This window comes from Thermococcus chitonophagus (genome assembly GCF_002214605.1).
Classification (GTDB): domain Archaea; phylum Methanobacteriota_B; class Thermococci; order Thermococcales; family Thermococcaceae; genus Pyrococcus; species Pyrococcus chitonophagus.
The window spans coordinates 988,111-1,005,321 of the sequence record NZ_CP015193.1 but is presented as its reverse complement, the minus strand read 5'-3'; the positions used below and the strand labels follow the sequence as shown (position 1 = coordinate 1,005,321).

At 44.8% G+C, this 17,211-nt stretch carries 21 protein-coding genes and 3 pseudogenes; 5 read left to right on the top strand and 19 right to left on the bottom strand.

The window, feature by feature from the left end:
• Nucleotides 1-283: 283 nt before the first annotated feature.
• The 7 genes and pseudogenes from A3L04_RS05620 to A3L04_RS05595 form a co-directional block, all read right to left on the bottom strand.
• Nucleotides 284-1,464: pseudogene (locus tag A3L04_RS05620) on the bottom strand (RNA-guided endonuclease InsQ/TnpB family protein).
• Nucleotides 1,445-1,729 (bottom strand): annotated as a pseudogene (locus tag A3L04_RS05615) (recombinase family protein); the annotation flags it as partial. The pseudogenes A3L04_RS05620 and A3L04_RS05615, both read right to left, overlap by 20 nt.
• 82 nt (nt 1,730-1,811) lie before the next feature.
• A pseudogene (locus A3L04_RS05610) lies at nt 1,812-1,946 on the bottom strand (P-type ATPase); the annotation flags it as partial.
• A 256-nt stretch (nt 1,947-2,202) separates the two neighbouring features.
• Nucleotides 2,203-2,346 (bottom strand): hypothetical protein, encoded by a 144-nt coding sequence (locus A3L04_RS10985; RefSeq protein ID WP_157092401.1) that lies wholly within the window; start codon nt 2,344-2,346, stop codon nt 2,203-2,205.
• 239 nt (nt 2,347-2,585) lie between these two features.
• On the bottom strand, nt 2,586-2,924 hold the full coding sequence (locus A3L04_RS05605) for a DNA-binding protein (protein WP_068576871.1): 339 nt from the start codon (nt 2,922-2,924) through the stop codon (nt 2,586-2,588).
• A 59-nt stretch (nt 2,925-2,983) separates the two neighbouring features.
• Complete coding sequence (locus A3L04_RS05600) at nt 2,984-3,277, bottom strand: transcriptional regulator (RefSeq protein ID WP_068576872.1); 294 nt, start codon at nt 3,275-3,277, stop codon at nt 2,984-2,986.
• On the bottom strand, nt 3,277-3,792 hold the full coding sequence (locus tag A3L04_RS05595; RefSeq protein ID WP_068576874.1) for a hypothetical protein: 516 nt from the start codon (nt 3,790-3,792) through the stop codon (nt 3,277-3,279). Before A3L04_RS05595 ends, A3L04_RS05600 begins: the two co-directional genes overlap by 1 nt.
• A 278-nt stretch (nt 3,793-4,070) precedes the next feature.
• Between A3L04_RS05595 and A3L04_RS05590 the strand changes: the two genes are divergently transcribed.
• Together A3L04_RS05590 and A3L04_RS05585 are read left to right on the top strand one after the other, a co-directional pair.
• Entirely contained in the window at nt 4,071-4,274 is a 204-nt protein-coding gene (locus tag A3L04_RS05590) for a hypothetical protein (RefSeq protein ID WP_068576876.1), read from the top strand.
• Nucleotides 4,275-4,671: 397 nt separating this feature from the next.
• Nucleotides 4,672-4,998, top strand: a complete 327-nt coding sequence (locus A3L04_RS05585) for a hypothetical protein (RefSeq protein ID WP_157092402.1) — start codon at nt 4,672-4,674, stop codon at nt 4,996-4,998.
• A gap of 406 nt (nt 4,999-5,404) precedes the next feature.
• On the opposite strand, the gene A3L04_RS05580 is transcribed toward A3L04_RS05585, so the two are convergent.
• Both A3L04_RS05580 and A3L04_RS11280 read right to left on the bottom strand, forming a co-directional pair.
• Nucleotides 5,405-6,256, bottom strand: a complete 852-nt coding sequence (locus A3L04_RS05580) for an ATP-binding protein (RefSeq protein ID WP_231963851.1) — start codon at nt 6,254-6,256, stop codon at nt 5,405-5,407.
• A gap of 24 nt (nt 6,257-6,280) precedes the next feature.
• Nucleotides 6,281-6,571 carry a P-loop NTPase family protein gene (locus A3L04_RS11280; protein WP_084448857.1) on the bottom strand — a complete coding sequence of 97 codons (291 nt, stop codon included), beginning with the start codon at nt 6,569-6,571 and terminating at the stop codon, nt 6,281-6,283.
• Between the two features lie 156 nt (nt 6,572-6,727).
• Here A3L04_RS11280 and A3L04_RS05565 point away from each other — a divergent pair, with 156 nt between their 5' ends.
• Nucleotides 6,728-7,303, top strand: coding sequence for a type II toxin-antitoxin system PemK/MazF family toxin (locus tag A3L04_RS05565; protein ID WP_084448858.1), 576 nt, complete (start codon nt 6,728-6,730; stop codon nt 7,301-7,303).
• Here the strand turns inward: A3L04_RS05565 and A3L04_RS05560 are convergent.
• The 3 genes from A3L04_RS05560 to A3L04_RS05550 all read right to left on the bottom strand — a co-directional run bounded on the left by A3L04_RS05560 (nt 7,300) and on the right by A3L04_RS05550 (nt 9,533).
• Nucleotides 7,300-8,352 (bottom strand): AAA family ATPase, encoded by a 1,053-nt coding sequence (locus A3L04_RS05560; RefSeq protein ID WP_068576880.1) that lies wholly within the window; start codon nt 8,350-8,352, stop codon nt 7,300-7,302. The genes A3L04_RS05565 and A3L04_RS05560 overlap by 4 nt on opposite strands.
• 198 nt (nt 8,353-8,550) lie before the next feature.
• Nucleotides 8,551-8,967 carry a HEPN domain-containing protein gene (locus tag A3L04_RS05555; protein WP_231963852.1) on the bottom strand — a complete coding sequence of 139 codons (417 nt, stop codon included), beginning with the start codon at nt 8,965-8,967 and terminating at the stop codon, nt 8,551-8,553.
• Between the two features lie 26 nt (nt 8,968-8,993).
• Nucleotides 8,994-9,533, bottom strand: a complete 540-nt coding sequence (locus A3L04_RS05550; protein WP_068576883.1) for a nucleotidyltransferase domain-containing protein — start codon at nt 9,531-9,533, stop codon at nt 8,994-8,996.
• A gap of 195 nt (nt 9,534-9,728) precedes the next feature.
• On the opposite strand from A3L04_RS05550, the gene A3L04_RS05545 reads away from it, so the two are divergent.
• Both A3L04_RS05545 and A3L04_RS10980 read left to right on the top strand, forming a co-directional pair.
• Nucleotides 9,729-10,076 carry a hypothetical protein gene (locus tag A3L04_RS05545; RefSeq protein ID WP_068576884.1) on the top strand — a complete coding sequence of 116 codons (348 nt, stop codon included), beginning with the start codon at nt 9,729-9,731 and terminating at the stop codon, nt 10,074-10,076.
• Nucleotides 10,077-10,128: 52 nt separating this feature from the next.
• Nucleotides 10,129-10,287, top strand: coding sequence for an antitoxin VapB family protein (locus A3L04_RS10980; protein ID WP_157092403.1), 159 nt, complete (start codon nt 10,129-10,131; stop codon nt 10,285-10,287).
• Here A3L04_RS10980 and A3L04_RS11275 read toward each other — a convergent pair.
• The 7 genes from A3L04_RS11275 to A3L04_RS05525 all read right to left on the bottom strand — a co-directional run bounded on the left by A3L04_RS11275 (nt 10,284) and on the right by A3L04_RS05525 (nt 17,189).
• A complete protein-coding gene (locus A3L04_RS11275; RefSeq protein ID WP_231963853.1) occupies nt 10,284-11,012 on the bottom strand; it encodes a hypothetical protein in 729 nt (242 codons plus the stop codon). The genes A3L04_RS10980 and A3L04_RS11275 overlap by 4 nt on opposite strands.
• A 40-nt stretch (nt 11,013-11,052) precedes the next feature.
• Nucleotides 11,053-11,550 (bottom strand): DEAD/DEAH box helicase, encoded by a 498-nt coding sequence (locus A3L04_RS11270; protein WP_231963869.1) that lies wholly within the window; start codon nt 11,548-11,550, stop codon nt 11,053-11,055.
• Nucleotides 11,551-11,552: 2 nt separating this feature from the next.
• Nucleotides 11,553-11,954 carry a hypothetical protein gene (locus A3L04_RS11265; RefSeq protein WP_231963879.1) on the bottom strand — a complete coding sequence of 134 codons (402 nt, stop codon included), beginning with the start codon at nt 11,952-11,954 and terminating at the stop codon, nt 11,553-11,555.
• A gap of 131 nt (nt 11,955-12,085) precedes the next feature.
• Nucleotides 12,086-12,436, bottom strand: coding sequence for a DEAD/DEAH box helicase family protein (locus A3L04_RS11260; protein WP_269451371.1), 351 nt, complete (start codon nt 12,434-12,436; stop codon nt 12,086-12,088).
• A 101-nt stretch (nt 12,437-12,537) separates the two neighbouring features.
• A complete protein-coding gene (ileS, locus tag A3L04_RS05535) occupies nt 12,538-15,741 on the bottom strand; it encodes an isoleucine--tRNA ligase (RefSeq protein WP_068576886.1) in 3,204 nt (1,067 codons plus the stop codon).
• Between the two features lie 115 nt (nt 15,742-15,856).
• The gene (gene taw3, locus A3L04_RS05530) at nt 15,857-16,432 is read right to left on the bottom strand and encodes a tRNA(Phe) 7-((3-amino-3-carboxypropyl)-4-demethylwyosine(37)-N(4))-methyltransferase Taw3 (protein WP_088859114.1); all 576 of its coding nucleotides are present in this window, start codon (nt 16,430-16,432) and stop codon (nt 15,857-15,859) included.
• A 4-nt stretch (nt 16,433-16,436) separates the two neighbouring features.
• On the bottom strand, nt 16,437-17,189 hold the full coding sequence (locus A3L04_RS05525; protein ID WP_231963854.1) for a ZIP family metal transporter: 753 nt from the start codon (nt 17,187-17,189) through the stop codon (nt 16,437-16,439).
• Nucleotides 17,190-17,211 lie beyond the last annotated feature (22 nt).

The following is a 17,211-nucleotide window of genomic DNA, read 5'->3' as shown; positions in this document are numbered from 1 at the left end:
GATATCCTCTAGTTTTGACAACTTCATTCATTTAATATTTCCAAACATTAGTTTGGCATTATTGTTCTCATGACAATAAAATTTTGAAGAGAAAACTTTAACTTTTTCGATGTCTTAACCCCCCATGTACGCTTTAAAAACCAAGGCTAATCCCACAGCAAGGTAGCTGGGTTGTATCAACAGCCTTTCCACTCCATGCTTGCAGAGTATCCGAAGAGCATAGCAAACACTGCTCCTATAGAACTCTTGTGATGCCATATACTCTTTTCAGGTACCGTTCTGGTCATCCGCTACTTTTGAAATATGTGAAACTATCGTAGCGGATGACCTTCCACCCTCCCGTCTTCATCGGGTGGCTTTCGGGGGGAACGGAGACTCCCCACATCCTCAAGGCTTTCAAGCGAATATTCCAACTACCAACTACATCCCTATCAGCCCCAAAACCACACTTTTCACATTTCAAGACCCTGTGCCCATTCGGGCTTAATTTATCCCCACATATCGGGCACACGGAGGAAGTATGAGCGGGATTAACGAAAACAACCTTGACATCCCTCAGTTTCGCCTTATACTCGATAATTGATTGAAGCTTCCTAAAACTCCAACGGTGAAGCCTGCCATTTAGCTCGACAGAATACATTATTGAATCCCTAATCCCACTCAAGTCCTCCAAAGCAATTCCACCGTATTTCTCAGCTAACTCCACGATTTTATTAGCCAGTTTATGATACAAGTCATTCAACCGGTTCCTTTCCTCTCACCATACTTCTCCAACAGTTCCTTTCTCTTCCTCCCAGCCCTAATCTTCTTTTGAATTTTCCTCCTCTTCACGAAGTATCCAGTCCTAATCTCTTGCTCGTGGGTAATGAGTTGAACGAATTCCCCGTCCGGAAGGGAAAGTGTTACGTTGTTCTCGTTCAAATCCACTCCTAGGAAGTCCCTTGGTTCTCTAACCTCAACTTCCTTCGAGAATACAACGTTGAGAAAAGTCCCTTTCGGTGTTCTAACGAGCCAAGCTTGGCCAACCTTCCAGTCCTTGAACTTCTCGTGATACTTTGCAGGATAAAATTCCAGTTGAATCCTCCCGCTTGGAGTGGAGAGTTTTACGATTTTGTCCTCCAAGTCGAGTTTGAACAGGTGGTCGTCAAGCATAATAACCTCCTTCTTGAATACTAGCTTCCCATTGGCCTTCCCCTTTCTTTTCCTCTTCCTAAAACTCTTGTAGATTGCCGCGGCCATTTGACAGGCCGTGTAAATGTAATGGCCTGGTAACTCATGATACTTCTTCCGTAAGTCTTTGTAAGTTTCCTTTTTCAGCCGGTAAAAGCTGGTAATGTTATTCTCAAAAGCGTAGGTGATGAGAAAGTTTATGATTTCTTTGTAAGTTTGGAAGAGTTCATCTAATTCTTCCGGTGTTTCTTTCAGCTTGAATTTAGCTGTCAATCTAATCGTCTCTGAGGGCATTCTTTACCGCCTCGACAAGACGTTTTTTCTTGTGAGAACGCATTCCATAAAGCTTTCCAGCAAAGGAAGTCACGATTGCCAGCAAGTCTTCTACAAGCTCCTTTTCAAGCGTCTTCTCCTCGTCATCAAAGATTACTTCGATTTCAACACCGTGAGAGTTGAAGTATTGTTCGAGGTATTTGAAGCCAAAGCGTGTGAGCCTGTCCCTGTAAGTTATAACGACTTTCGTAACTTCACCACTCTCAACGAGGCTGAAGATATCCCTCTTCTTCGAGCCACTCTATTAGTTCATGCAACTATAAACTAGGAAAATTGAACTGCAGTAGAATTGTTGCATCCTTAAGGGCATCCAGATAATTGGACCCCTTAACAAGTATTCCCTCTCTGGCGGCCTTTCCTATGCCTCCGAAATAGCTAAGAGGAATTGAAAGGACTAAGGCGCAGGGGCACGATATTACGAGGAGGACTAATGCCCTATACACTCAAGCAGAAAATGGCTCGTTGTAAACTAACGGCAGGATAGTAGCTATGAGGGCTACAAGCCCAACACGACATTCAGAGATGTTGGAAGGTGGATAACCAATAGAGCCTTTCCAAACAGAATGAATTTTAATGTAAAAGGCAGAGCCTAGGGAAGATCATTGTTGGAGTGATTTTAATTCTGCTTGGAATATTGATGCTCACCGAGCTTACATCGCTAATTCCGAGCCAAGCGGGGTAAAAGAAATACAATATCTCTCACGGAGAAGGTCCAACTATTATAGTGTAGAGTTCTACAGCCCCTAGTTCTTGCCTCAGCCCCTTGGCAATGAAGAGGGAATATCCCATGTCGATGAGCCGGATTAAAACCAAGTACTCCCCATCCTGTTTCTTGTAAATCATTCCCCTCTCTTATTGGCTTTAGCTTTTTAACGGCATCATTCATTGCGGTTATTGCGCTCGAGGTGTTTGGATAAGCAAAAACAGTCACAATTGTATTGTTCGCTTCTAATACTTAAAATGAGCTTCCCAAGTTTGTAAGGTATAGGGCAGTAAGCTACCCCAGGTACAACTGCAACACAAATCAACATACCAACTGCAAAACTACGCATCAAAAGTGAGTAAGGAGGGGACGGTATAAGTTACCACCTAATCCTGAACTCCCTTCTCGTCCTAGCCTCTATCTGGGCCAAGATCCTTTTAAGCTTTGCATCATCTATCTTCTCTGTAATCTGGCCCGCCTGGTAGAGCTGAACCAGAATTAACTCTACCTGCCTAGCGAGCTCTGGCCTCACGAGCTTCACCCTTGCAAGCCTCTCTCTAGCCTCTGGCGTTAGGATCTTCCTAAGGATGGCCTGTATCTGGGCTTCAATTAAGGCTTGTTGCTTCATTTCCTCTTCTTGGGCCTTTTGCTGCTCCAAATATTTCTTCTGCAGCTCCATGAGCTTCCTTCTTCTGATTTCCTCAATGTCCTCTGCCATCTCTCTCACCTATGGCTGGTAGGGGGATATGATTAAAAAACGTTTTTACCGGGATAGTCCTACTTAGACACTAGGACCATCAGGGTTCTAAGGAACTCCTTGGTTTTTGCTACGCCTTCATCAGTTGCCTCTACAATTGTCCTGGGTCTGTCGGCGAAGACCTTGTATATCTTCACGTAGCCCTCCTTTTCAAGGATCTTGAGGTGGAAGTCGAGGTTCCCTGGGGTTACCTCTAAGACCTTGAGGAGATCTTTGAACAGGGCCTTCCTCCTCGGGATTAGGAACACCATAACCCCTAACCTCACGGGGTTTCCTAAGGCGTGGTTCTTGACGAGCTTCTTCAGTTCCTCCATCAGATCACCCTGAATACCCTGTACAGGTTGACGAGCGCTGTCAGCGAGTACGTGATAATTATCAGTGAGTTAACGAGGGGCCATTCAGGTCTCAGGAACGTTATGAGCGTCAGCACGGGGATGAGGAAGGAGTAGTCTCCAAAGGATATGAACATTCCTATGTGCCCCAGAGATATCATGAACGCCAGCCCCTGGGGTCCCGGAAAGAGAAGGCCCCAGGAGACTCCTCCCAGGATCCACGCGATTATCATTATCCAAGCGTATCCAAGCTTGAATTCCCCTGACTGTTCCCTTAAGTACCTGTTGTGAACGTGTATCGTCAAGAGTATTATCCCGAAGATTGCGATGCCCCAGTACGCTCCCAACCACTGGAAGTTTAAATAGTCCAGCAGTAAGTAACCCCCCATCACGAGGAGCCAAGCTGAATATATGAGCGCAGTGTATACGTGGTAGCTCGCTATGAGCTTCTTCTCCACCCTCTCAAGGACGTTCTTAAGCTCCCTAACCTCCTCCATGATCCCACCATAAGAATGTGGGAGAGGAAGTATTTATACTGGGGAGTTATTCTGGTCTACAGAAGAAGCTTAGAGATACACACCAAAGTTGGCATTTTAAAAAGATACTTGGGAGTTTTTATAACTATTATTAATTAACTTTTCGTTTTTCTGTTATAACTTTTTCATATATTCACACTAGAGTTTATGGAAATTATGACATAATATTTGAACAAAATACAAACAACAGACAATAAAATTTATATCCAATTTGATTATTACACTTAAAAGGTGGTTACATGAGGCTAGTAAGAGTGGGAATAAGCATGCTACTTGTATTTGTAATTTTAAGTGTACAACTGATCCCTGTTCCACAAGTTGTGGCAATGAATGCAGATACAAATAATGACGGTATACTCATAAGGAGAGCAGTTATCGCATGGTATAATGAAAAAGGAAAAAGGGCGATGAAACAAACTGGATATGGAACAAGGCAAAAATAGAGCTTAATTATCTTGCCAGGATTGTTGAAAGGAGCTGATGTACTATAATGACAAATTAGTAGGGAAAGGAACTGCAGTAATAATGGATCCAGTGTATATTCCAGTTGTCTGTGCTTCGTCGGTGGGATTAACATGTGTTAATCCTGTTGGTACATGGGAGCTTACAGTGTGTGTCGTTGGTGGCATCGGAACCGTTGCTGGGTGCATAGTATCCTGCGCAGGGGTATTCCCCATAGGTTGCTTAGCTTGCCTTACTATAGTATATGCTATTGATTATTGTAGGAATGCATGCGAACGCTGGGCTGTGTGTCAATATCCACACGGCCAATGCCTTGGGTATCCACTAACTTGCGTCTCTTAAACTTTTGTTTTTGCACATGGTCTGTAAGGGAGTGTAATGGAGGTGACAAATATGGAAATATTAACCCTCACAAAGATACTCATAACTCTAGTAATCGCATTGTATACGATCCTTGCTCTAACTGGTCATTTTGAGCCATTTGGCAGGAGGGGTATGAGAATGACATCTCTGACGTTCAAACTATTTTTGGCAGCCAGCACAGTCTTCGGGTTAAGCCAAGCCATTAAGGACTTTACACACTTTGATTCACTCGCTATAAAATTCTTTGGAGGCTTTTTTGCTGTCTCATCACTACTATTTCCTGCATTCTTCATAATAGAATCTATCATGAAATCTAGTAGGAATGAAGTTAGATGCCGCTAGTTAGTATGAGTTAGGTATGGAACATATTCTAGATCTCCCGGAGGAGCTCCCTGCTTCTTCCTGCCCTTTACCTTTCTTTAGGAAGGCCTTCAAAGATCACAACAAGACTTCGTGGATAGTACAAGATAGAATTGCAATATTTGGGTTATTAAGGGATCTCCTTGCGTATGGGGTGAGACACAAGATTGCACTAAGGGCTTCCATTAGCAATATTCCTACTCATGGCAATTGTTTGGTTGCTCGAGTTCGCTTAAGCTACCTAGAGGAACTAAGAAGGAACTTCCACAGGGGCTTCACCCATATCTCTTTGCCTTCCCTGCTTATTACTCCTTCTTCATCCCAGGTTACTATCACAAGATTTTCGCATTTCGTGGTTCTTGAAGCCTTTAAAAGAGCCCTGATCTCCCTATCTCTGGTGGTGGAATCCTCGATCGAATAGGAAAACTTGTATCAGCTCTGAAACATCCTTCCCATTCTTGATTAGAAAGTCAACTTCATTTCCATTGGCCTTGAAGTAGTAAACTTCCTTTTCCCTGCGCCTCAGCTCTAGAAATACGACATTCTTCATCAACCTGCCAATGTCCTCGGAAAAGCGCAGGGAATAAACGTTTATAAGGCCATTGTCAACAACGTAAATCTTAGGCAAGCTCTTCTCAACTTCCTTTAAGCTGTACGAGAACCTCTTCAGCGGAAATATTACGTATGCATCGCTGAAGTATTCGAGGTAGTTGTAGAGGGTGTTCTTGCTGACTTCTATCCCGAGGCTCCTCATATAGTTTGTACTCCTGTTTATGGAAAACTTCTTGGAAAAGGAGGTTATCAGGAGCTTAAGGAACAATCGAACAGCCTTGAGGTTCTTTATTGAGTGTCTTTCAACAACATCATCACGGTAAAGCATGACATCTACGTACTCCTCCAAGGTCTTTCTTTTGAGGTACTCATCATTCATGAAGACTATTTCTGGAAAGCCCCCAAATTCAAGATACTCCCTTAGAAAAGCTTTTATCCTCGCTTCCTTTTTAGTTGAGATATACTTTTCAACTTTCAAGCCCTTAGCTTTCAGAAATTCTCGAAAACTGAAGGGAAAGAGCTCAAAAGTTAAAGTTCTGCCCCTCAAACTTGAGGCAGTCTCCTTGCTTAAAAGTTTTGAAGAGGAGCCCGTCAAGAAGACAGAGAACCCTTCCCGCTCAACTGCTCTTTTAACGAAAAGCTTCCAGTTCTTGAATTTCATCGAGGAACAGATATTTTTCATCGGCATCAGGATAGAGTTCATAAAACACCTTTATAACTGCTCCCAGGTCTTCCAAGGATGGAGGTAAAGCCTGTCATCGTCCAGAGGCAGAAAAAGAGCAGCTTTTCCTTCATCCCTAAGTTTCGTAAAGAGGGAGAGCAGGTAAAACGTTTTTCCGGTTCTCCTGGGCTCAACTATTGTGATTGCCTTTCTAACAGGTAATCTAATGGGGACTTGAAGCTCCCTCTTAACGCCTTCAATTTGGATTTCAAGGAAGTCCTTAGCGATCTGCCCAATGATATCCTCGCGACTTATGTTAAGTATGTAGGTAAAAATTCTCAAAAAGTTTCCCTTTATGGAGGGAAAGTTTGGTAGATTTAGTTTAACACTGTGAGAAACTCTTATACACTATGTCCGACAAGTGGGAATAACATAGGGATAGAATGGCGACAACAGTTAAGGTTTCAGCGAAGGATACCAAAGGGTCTTGTGGAGAAAATGGACAAGCTGATAGAAGAGGGCCTTTACTCGAGCCGAAGTGAAATAATAAAAGAAGCTCTTAGGGACTTTCTGCTTCGGAGGAGAGTTGTAGAGGATTTTGAGCTTATAGGATACCTCAAAAGCATTGAAAAATCCTCAAAGAAGATTAGGAGAGCGAAGCAGACGAGTACTGGGACGAAATTAGGGGAGTACCATATGAACCAAAGGAATGAGCTCCTTCAGTGGGGGATAGTCCTCCTTGATTTCCCCTTCGTTGATCTCATTGGCAAAAAACTTCGTCCTGCCCTCATTGCTTCAAATAATAATCTCAACAAAATTTCAAACGCTGTTATAGCTCTTCAAATCACGTCCAATATTAGGAGTGGTTTCATGAAGTACAACATTAAAATCACCGATAACGATGTTATACGTTATCCTGGGACGAAACCCTTAAGACCAAGCCTGATAAAGCCGTACGTTATTTTTACGATTGAAAAGTCTTTGATAAGAAGGATAAGAAAACGAATTGGTATCCTCAAGAGAGAAAAGGTTATAGAAGTCAAAGAGAGCCTTGGGCGAATCTTTGATCTCTAGTTTCTAAGGACAATTCCAACAACAGGATCAGTCAGCTTGTACTCCCCGTTTTTCTCCTCAACCCATCCCATCTTTTTCAGGTTCTTGAGCAACTCATAAAGTCTCGGCTCGGGAGTTTTCGTGCCTTTTAAGGTTAGATAGTCCCTTATAAGGCTCCACCTATTGTACCCGAGTGCTATTGCCCTTAAAATTTGAACGTACCTTCTGCTCCTTCTCTCCAGCTCTCTTAACTCCCCTGCGAGGAGGCCCCTAGCAATGTCGAATGTCGCCTTCATTGCCCTGTCAAAGTCTTTAGTTTCCATGTACTTGACCCCAAATAAAACGAGCCATCCAGGAATACCGTCAAGAATTGATACTGCTTTTTCTATCTCCTCCTCCGGAATTTTAACGCCTGCTTCTTCGAACCCGGCTTTTAGGAAGGCTTTTGAGGTTTCTTTATCGAATGGTCCAATGTGGATCTCCCCTCCAACTCTCCCGTAGAGGGGGCTCTCGTAGTTATCTATGCCGAGAAAATCATGGAGTAGGCCAACCTCCGAGCCCGTGAGGATTATCCTTAGGTTTGGCAGACTGTCATAGGCATGAGCAAACAACGCTAAAAGCTCCCTCCCGCCTCGTGATCCGTAGAAGCGCAGGTACTGGGCCTCATCGAATGCTATTATAAACCTACCTGTTTCCTCGCCAAGCCTGTCCAGCTCTCTGAAAACTTCCCTAAGCGATGCTTTTTCTGGTTCTACCTCAAGGAATCTCATGTTTAGTTTTATCCTGAACTTGGCAAGGAGTCTTTGAAGTGGCCCTCGCCTTGATTGAATCTCCTTTATGAGATCTTCTCTCGTTATGTGGCCACTCTCCGCGTAGAGCTCCCTGCAGTCTATCAGAATCCCGGGATTTTCATTGAGATATGCCCTGAGTATGGAGCTCTTGCCCACTCGCCTTATTCCGAGGATAAGGGTTAGAGGATACCTCTCGACACTCTTCTCAAGCTCTTCAAACTCTTTTTCCCTGTCAAATATCTCCTCTCTCCTCTCCTTGGGTCTGAGATTGAACAGCACTTACGCCACCATAAGTAACTTATGGGGGCATGAGTTATAAGGATTTCGAAAAGGCTATTTACCTCGCGAGATATTGGAGGTCACGAGGATCTTCATCAGAAACTATCTCTTCCCCTGGCTCTTAATCATTGTCTTTTGGCTCGCCATCTGGCTCCTTGGTTCTCAACTCAAGGAAAACTTCAACGCTGTGAATGTTTTTCATTGATTCCCTTCTCCAAGAGTTTGATTTCCCAATATCTTCTTAATTTTTCCTACAAACTGTTTTGCTAGTTTTAAAGCCTCTTCCGCTTCTTCTTTTGTGGGCGAGTAGCTAACATCATACTGATCGGCATGTCTGAGTTCTCTCATTCTATCAAGCAGATCAACCCATTCCCGCTCCAATTTCCCTGTTTTTACATAGAATTCCTCTAAGAATCTGGCCACACAGAAATGGCTCTTTTCTCGCCAGCCATCTCTAAAAAGCAAAGCTCTTGCGGAATGGAACATCGCCAAATATGAAGCAATTAGTGAAGTTCTGTATGAGGCGAATTTTAAATTTGCCTCGGCTTCAATAAGCCATTCTTCAGCCCTTTTCAAGCTCAGAAATGCTTTTTCCCTGGATGGGTCAACCCTCACTAAAAGCCTTTTTCCTCACGCAGAGTTCAAAGTCGTTCAAGGCTTTCACCCCATATAATCATCGAGCCGTATACTAGGCTGTAGTAAAAGATGGGGTCATCTTTCTTTAGTCTTTTGACTTTCTCAGGCGTGAGGACTAGTAAATCCACATTCCTCTCTAGAACGTCTCGGAGTTTTCTTTGAAGCTTCGCACTCTTCATTATATCTTCCTTTTCTGCATAAATCCAAATATCAACGTCGCTGTCTCTTCTGTTTTCTCCTCTTGAAAAGCTCCCATATACACCCAAACTTTTAATCCAATCCTCTTTAAGCTGTGAGAGCTTTGGATACAGGATTAAGAAATTCAAAAATCTCTTGAGTTCCCTTGTCTTTGGGGAGTCAAGAATTCTAAACTTCCCACCTTTCTTTTTTGCAATGCCCTCTTTTTCCAGCATGTGGAAAACTTTTGACACAAGTCCTTTACTAATCCCCAATTTTTTAGCAGTCTCCTCTACCCCAACAATCTCCAGTTCAAGTACATAACTTAGAATTTTGATTCGCTCTTTTGTCGAGAGTAGCTCATGCATGCTATTAAATCATGTTCACGATTTATGAACTTTTTGTTCACATTTTGTGAACAGTTTGTTCATGATTTGTGAACATTTTTGACAACCATACTGAGGTTAGCAGAGAGGTTTGAAGTTTTCCCTGCCACCATTACCAAGTTCGAGTCATCTACTCGCTGGAAAACTTATTTTTGACAAGTCTCTTTTCAACGTGTTATGACCTTTTCTCCTGTCTCTATAAGCTTCTTACCGGGAGAGAACTCAATAGGGGCTTTAATTGAGCTAATGAGGCAGAACATCTTTTATACGACAGTTCTTGTCGCGATCAGAATCCTCGGACTTCGCTCTGGCTACCCTGCCGGCGATGACCCCATAGGGGAGCTCATGGCTCTTGGCAGAAGTAGCAATATCGTGAACTTACTCCTTGAACTTTCTGGACTGAACATTCTCTTTGGTCTCGTGGGCCTCTACGGGCCGAGGAAAAGCAGAAAGCTGACAGCGTTGGCTTTAACTCTAATCGTGATTAGTCAGGTGTGGATTGTGCGGGTAATAATTTTTGGATGAGCAAGAGTTAAGTAGGAAAAGACTGATATTCAAAACATGATGAACAAGGAGCGTGCTTCAGGACAGGAAAAAAGGTAATTTTGATGTTCTAATGATTGCATTTGGGAGCATGAGCGAGGAAGAAGCTAAGAGATTCAGGAAAACATTGAAAGAAGTTGAGGAATGGATGAATGAGTGGACTCCCCGAAGCTTGCGGAGGAGTGACTCTTAATCCTTCACATATGTCTCAAAGTACTTCTCCATAGCTCTGTAACAGATGTCCTTAACATTAAGTTTAATTAGCTCAAGCTTCTTTTCTTTCAGCTTACTATTATCTCTAAAATTGTAGTAGTTGAATTGGGGCTCCAATCTTAAGTATACCTCTCCATCGAACACAGAAAAGTGAGCGTTTGCTATGATTGCTTTATTTTTTGGATTGTAGCTGATTGAGACGTATATGTCACCAAAGATTCTCTCATTTTTGCTTACTCTCTGCCTTAGTTCTTTAATTATGTCGCCAATGTCCTCAATCGGGAATACGTTGGTAAACAGTCTAAGAAATCCTTTTCTGTCGAACCTAAAGATAACGTTTTCACAGAAAGTTTTCTGGTTTTCCTTGCAGTATTTGCGGAGCCGTTCAAGTTCCATGAACACCATATCGGAAAGTCCTTCAGGGTCGTAAAAATAAAACAGCCTATCCTCCTTTATCAGCTTATCAAAATCCTTAACGACTTTTCCCTTGTTTAATAGTTTCTCAACTTCTTTCATAGCTTTCTTGATGTTATCATCTCTCAGGAAAGATATGGTGGTAATCATGAACGTCCATTTCTCAAATTCCTCATTCGACAACTCTCCAAATCTCTGCTTAATGGTCTCTTTGAACTTCTCATTCGACTTAAGTGCACTTAGGTAGTACTCTACCAGGTCTTTTGGCTCATCTCCCTGCGTTAGCAACATGTATGATGCCCATTTTGAGTTCAACATCTTGGTAGTTTCCCTAAATATAGTCGAGGAGCTTTTGGGTAGTCAGCTTCTCTTCCAAGTTGAGAAGTATATAGCTAACATCAACACCTTCCCTGTAAAGGTTCCATACGGCTTCGCTTAAGTCCCGATATTCTTCGGTCTTGGGACTCATTGTGATTACAAAAACCTTTGTGTTCATTGGGCTCGAAACTCTAATTAGTCTTCCAAGCCTCTGGTAAAACCTTAGTGGGCTCTTAGGAACGTCAGTCATCACAAGAACCCCTGCCTCGGGAATATCAACACCTTCTTCTCCCACGAGCGTCGAGATTATTATATAAACATCGCCTTTTTTGGCCCTAGAGATTAAATCCTTTCTCTGTTCTTTCGAAAAGTCGCTTGTTAGAACTTCAACCCTGGTGGATGGCACGTTAAGCCCTTTAACTATGGCGTCTTTAAACTCATATGCCGTGGCCTTTCGAGATGTAAAGACAATAATTGGCCTTAACTTGGGGTTCTCTTCAGGATTATACACCGTCAAGACATCAAGCAGTGCACGGGCTTTTTATGGGAAAGTTGAGTGCTTCTGCAGAAGTCTCTGATTTCCTCTACATATTTGGATTCTGGAATTTTTCCTTTCTCTATTGCCCTGAAAAAGCTCTCACAGAATGCCTTTTTTCCGTACCTCGAAAATGTTCTCTCGAGGAAATAAATTATCCTTTCTTCTCCCGGTAACCTCCCAAAGTACAGCAAGTCATACACTCCTCTTTCCCTTTCGTCTAGTTCTGAGTCAAAAATATCAACAAGTGCCCTGGGAGGATTAAATTCAGGGTCAATACTAATAAGCTTTTGAAAATCGTAGTGGAGCAACTTTAACTCTCCAACAACTTTTCCAATCTTGTTAACGCTTGCCCTGTAAGCCTTCTTACTCGGTAACAACGCTGTGAATCCAACGACGATTTTTGGTCTTAGCTCTGCAATAAGCTCATTGTAGTATTTTCCTGTAATCGCATGGTGAACCTCATCGATTATTACGGCATCAAACTCCCCCTAAAGGCTTGAAACACACTTTAGAGCTGTTTGAGGGATTGAAATTTATAATTCTTCAAAAAACTCCAGCAGTTTCCTTCATATTCTTTGCCAGTTTCAACTAATTGTTTCCACCTTGAGTGCATCTGGTCACAGAGAAAGCGAGTTGGTTCCAAGACAAGTATCCTTCTGTATCCTTTGCTGAGCAGATATTCTGCTGTCAGCATTTCAAGAACTGTTTTTCCACTTCCAGTTGGCATTGACACTGTGATGAATCTCTCTCCACGCTCCAACTGATCTATAAGCTCTCTAGCAACCGCTTCTTGGTACTTGTGGAGGGTAAATCCAAATGCGTTTTCGAGCTTTCTATTAAACTCGGAGATAAGATCCATGGCTATCACTCACCACATAACATGACCATTAGAGAAACTTATGCTTTCTGGTGGTATAATGATAAAAACTGTTAAAAGTTAAATGAGAAAGTAAAAGGGTCTCAGCTCTCCACCTTCTCAATCCCTATCTTCGCGTTAACCTCTGGCCACTCCACCACGTATCCCTTCGCCTCTCCAAAGATGACCTCCGTAGCCCTCGTCTCCCTCTTTATGTAGTCGAGCTGTTCCTCGAGCAGCTCCCTGTTCTCCTCGGTTGTCTCTATCGTCACGACTATCCTGTCGTTCACGTCGAGGTCAAGCCTCTTCCTCATCTCCTGTATCCTCCTGACGAATTCCCTCGCGAGACCCTCTGACAGCAGTTCCCTGGTTAGGGTCTTGTCCACGTAGACCCTTCCGCCCTCGAACTCCTCCATCACGAAGAACTCTGGAATTTCCTCCTCCACTATTATGTGATCCCTCGTTAGGTGGAACGTCTTACCTTCAATCTCAACGTCAACCTCGCCCTTCTCGTAGAGCTCGAGGCCGTGCTCGCTTATCCACTTAGCTATAACCTTTGCGTCACCCTTGAACTCCGGCCCGAGCTTTGCGAAGTTGGGCTTCACGATTATCTCCCTCTTTACCGTATCCACCACTACTTCCTTGGCGTTGAGCTGATCCCTCAGTATTCTGTTCAGCCTTTCAACTGCTCTCTTTACGGTCTCATCCTGAGTTTCGACTATTATCCTCCTCACTGGATACCTCAGCTTGATCTTGGCCTTCTGCCTTGCCGCTGAACCCGCCTCGACTATCCTCCTCACGTACTCCATCTCGTTCTCGAGCTCCTCGTCTATTGCCTTCTCATCCGGCTTGGGCCAGTCGAGCATGTGGACGCTCTCCACTCCAGTAAACGGCCTTATAAGGTTCTGGTAGATCTCCTCGGCTATGTACGGCGTGAACGGGGCGATTAACCTCAGGAGGACATCAAAGACCTTCCAGAGCGTGTAGTAGGCGGCCAACTTGTCTGGGTCATCCCCTTCAACCCACATCCTCTTCCTGATTAGCCTAACGTACCACCTGCTAAGATCTTCAACTATGAACTCGTAGAGGGCCCTAGTTGCCTTCGTGAGGTAGAAGCTCTCTATTCCGTTCTCCACCTTCCCTATGAGGTTGTTGACCCTTGAGAGTATCCACCTGTCCTCGTCCCTGAAGGGCAGCTCTTCTGGATTGAGCTTAGTTGGATCGAACTTGTCTAGGCTCATGTACGTTGATGCAAGAACGTAGACGTTCCAGAGTATGTTGAGCATCCTCCTTACCTGCTCGACTCCCTTCCAGCTGAACTTGAGGTTCTCCCACGGGTTGGTGGCCCAGAGCATGTAGAACCTGAAAGTGTCCCTTCCGGCCTTCTCAACTACTTCCTCGGGCCTTATTATGTTTCCAAGGCTCTTGCTCATCTTGTCTCCTTTCTCGTCCAAAACGTAGCCGTGCATTGCGACCCTTAGGTATGGGACTGTGTCGAAGGCTATAACCGAAGCCGCCTGCTGTGAGTAGAACCACTTGGTTACCTGATCCTCTCCTTCAACTATGAAGTCAGCTGGCCAGAGCTTCTCGAACAATTCCTTGTTCCTGGGATAGCCCAGGGAGGCCCAGCTCGCTATTCCGCTGTCAAACCACACATCAACTACGTCCTTGACTCTTCTCATCTCCTTGCCGTTGACCTTTATTATGAAGGCATCTACGTAGGGCCTGTGGAGGTCTTCAGGACCTAACTTCTCCTCTATGACCTTGAGCTTCTCCTCGAAGCTCTCCGGAAGGTCAATCCTCTCGCCGTCGACCTCTATCGCTACTGCCAGCTCAACGAGCTCCTTCCAAGAGCCGACAACGTAGATCTCTCCATCCTCGGCCTGCCATATTGGGAGCGGAATGCCCCAGTATCTCTGCCTGCTTATAACCCAGTCTCCGCTGTCCCTTACTCCGTTGTCGAACCTTATCTTAACCCAGTCCGGATACCAAGTGACCTTCTCGTCGTTCTCCTTGATTATCTTGTCCTTGACCTTGCTGACCTTGAGGAACCACTGGTCTGTAGCCCTGAATATGAGAGGAGTCTTACAGCGCCAGCAGTGCGGGTACTTGTGCTCTATTTCTCCTGCCTTGAGGAGGTAGCCCTTCTCCCTGAGGTGCTCTATTATCTGAGGGTCAGCCTCTTTAACGTAGATCCCCTTCCATTTGCCCTCGGTGTACTTTCCTTGGTCGTCGAGCGGACTGTATACTGGCAGACCATACTTCTGCCCTACCTCAAAGTCCTCCTCACCGTGTCCTGGGGCAGTATGAACCAGTCCAGTACCTTCCTCAAGCGTCACGAAGTCGGCTAAGATGACCCTGTGGGCCCACTCGTAGTTTTCTCTGAATTCTTTCTGCCTCGGATACTCGTCCATTAGGATGTGAACGTACCTCAGTCCCTCCAGGTCTTTGCCCTTGAACTCCTCAACGATCTCTCCCTTAACCCCAATCTCCCCGAGAACCTTATCAACGAGGGCCTTGGCAAGTATCCAGTACTCTTCTCTCCCCTCCCACTCGACCTTGACCTTAACGTAGTCGTACTCGGGATGAGCGGAAACCGCGAGGTTTGCGGGCAAAGTCCACGGGGTTGTGGTCCAGATTAGGAGGTACTCGTTTTCCTTACCCTCAACCGGGAACTTGACGTATATGCTCGGATCCTTCCTGAGCTTGTACTCTCCCCTAACCTCGTGCTCGGCTAAAGCTGTCTCACACCTTGGGCACCAGTGAAGGACCCTCTTGTCCTTCTCGAGAAGGCCTTTCTCCCAGGCCCTCTTGAGCGTGAACCATGCTGATTCAATGTACTCGTTCTTTATCGTCATGTAGGGATTGTCCCAGTCCATCCAAACGCCGAGCATCTTGAACTGCTCGGTCATTATCCTGAGGTTGTTGAGCGCAAACTCCTTGCACTTCTGTATGAAGTTCTCAACCCCTATCTTCTCCTCTATATCCTTCTTCGTCTTGAGGTCGAGGGCCTGCTCAACTTTAACCTCTATTGGGAGGCCGTGCATGTCGTAGCCCGGCTGCCTCCAGACGTTGTATCCCTGCATTGTCCTAAACCTTATTATCATGTCCTTGATTATCTTGTTCCAAGCTGTTCCAAGGTGGATTGCTCCGCTAACGTACGGTGGACCATCAAGGAAGTAGTACTTCGGCCCGTTCTCCCTGAGCTTCTTCACCTTGTTGTATATATCATTCTCTTTCCAGAACTTCTCAATTTTTTCCTCAAGCTGGGCGGGATTGTATTCTCTAACCTCTGGCTCCTTTATCATTTCAGAACCCTCCTGGGGTTTATAGTAAGGACTAAACAAGAAAAGTCAGGGGAGTTTATTTCAGCAGATAAATAAATCCCCCCTCATTAGCATCGGCCAAAGTTGGGTGGAGAGCTTATAAGTTTTTCTCAAGCCTCCTCAACTTATCCTTAAATCTCTTAAGCTGGGCATTCGCTACATTTACCAGCCTTCTTATGTAGTCCTCGCTAACGAGCAGCTCCCCGTTCTCCCCCAGGAGGGCATCGAGCCTTTCCGTTGACCTTATCTCAACTATCAACTTCCTGTCGCTTATGCTCTTTATGTTGGAGTACTTAAAGCCGCATGATACCGCTAGATTGACGAGCTTAACTGCATCTTCAAGCGTTCTAGCCCCGACGTGAAGGATAGGGCTCCTAACCAAAAGCCAGAGCTGTCCCTCTCTGTGCTTCTTTATAGCTTCCATGACTTCCTCAAATTTAACTTCCCTGTGCCACTTCCCGAGCCACTTGGCGTTCACCTTATCCCCGAAGTGTGGCATCTCCATGACCGAGATCCTTCCTGAACATGAGCTCGTTGTGAAGTAGTTTTCCATGGAGTTAATCTTCTCGAGCAGGGGGATTATATCCTCGTCAACCTCTCCCTTTCTCAGGGCTATCTCTAAGCTCATTAGTGCATCCTTCTTGGCCCTTTCAAAGTTCTCGGTAAATTTCATGCTCTCACCCCAGAGTTGAATCTAGGAAGAGCATTATGTAGAACCCGGCGAGAAACCCGAGGGTCACTATGGTTTCGCTGGTCTCCCCCTTATAAATTTCCGGTATGAGCTCCTTAACCGTGACGTAGAGCATTGCTCCTCCCGCGATTCCCATTCCATAACCCAGGAAACCGGAGAAGTATGAGAAGAAGGCGTAGCCTAGGACGACCATTACCATCTCCGCTACTCCGCTAACAACTCCGAGGAGAATGGGCTTAAGCCTCTTTCCCTGGACTGCCGCTAGAGGTAAAGATACCGCCGTTCCCTCCGGAAAATCCTGAATTCCTATAGCTAGAGCAGTTATTAATCCGTCTTTGGAGCTGAAAGCTATGGATGTTCCCACAGCTAATCCCTCGGGAAGGTTGTGGATTATCATCGCTAAGGCCAAAAGCCAGGCCTTTCTGAGTTTCTCCTTTAAGCTTGGGGGACCTTCGTAGCCCTTCGTAAGGTGCTCGTGAGGTAAGTACCTGTCCAGGAGATATATTAATCCAACTCCCAGGATTATCCCGATAGAAACTTTCAAGAAGCCACTCTCCTCTATCCCCGGGAGGATTAGGCTAGTGAAGCTTGCAACAAGCATTATTCCAGCCGCAAACGACAGGCTGAAGTCTATTCCCCAGGATGGAATCCTTCTAACGAATACAGCTAAGAGGGCCCCGAGGGAAGTTGTGAGAGCAACGAAGAGGCCTCCAGCTAAAGCCAAGTTTAGTCCTTCCATACTAAAGCGTAACTCCAAAAGA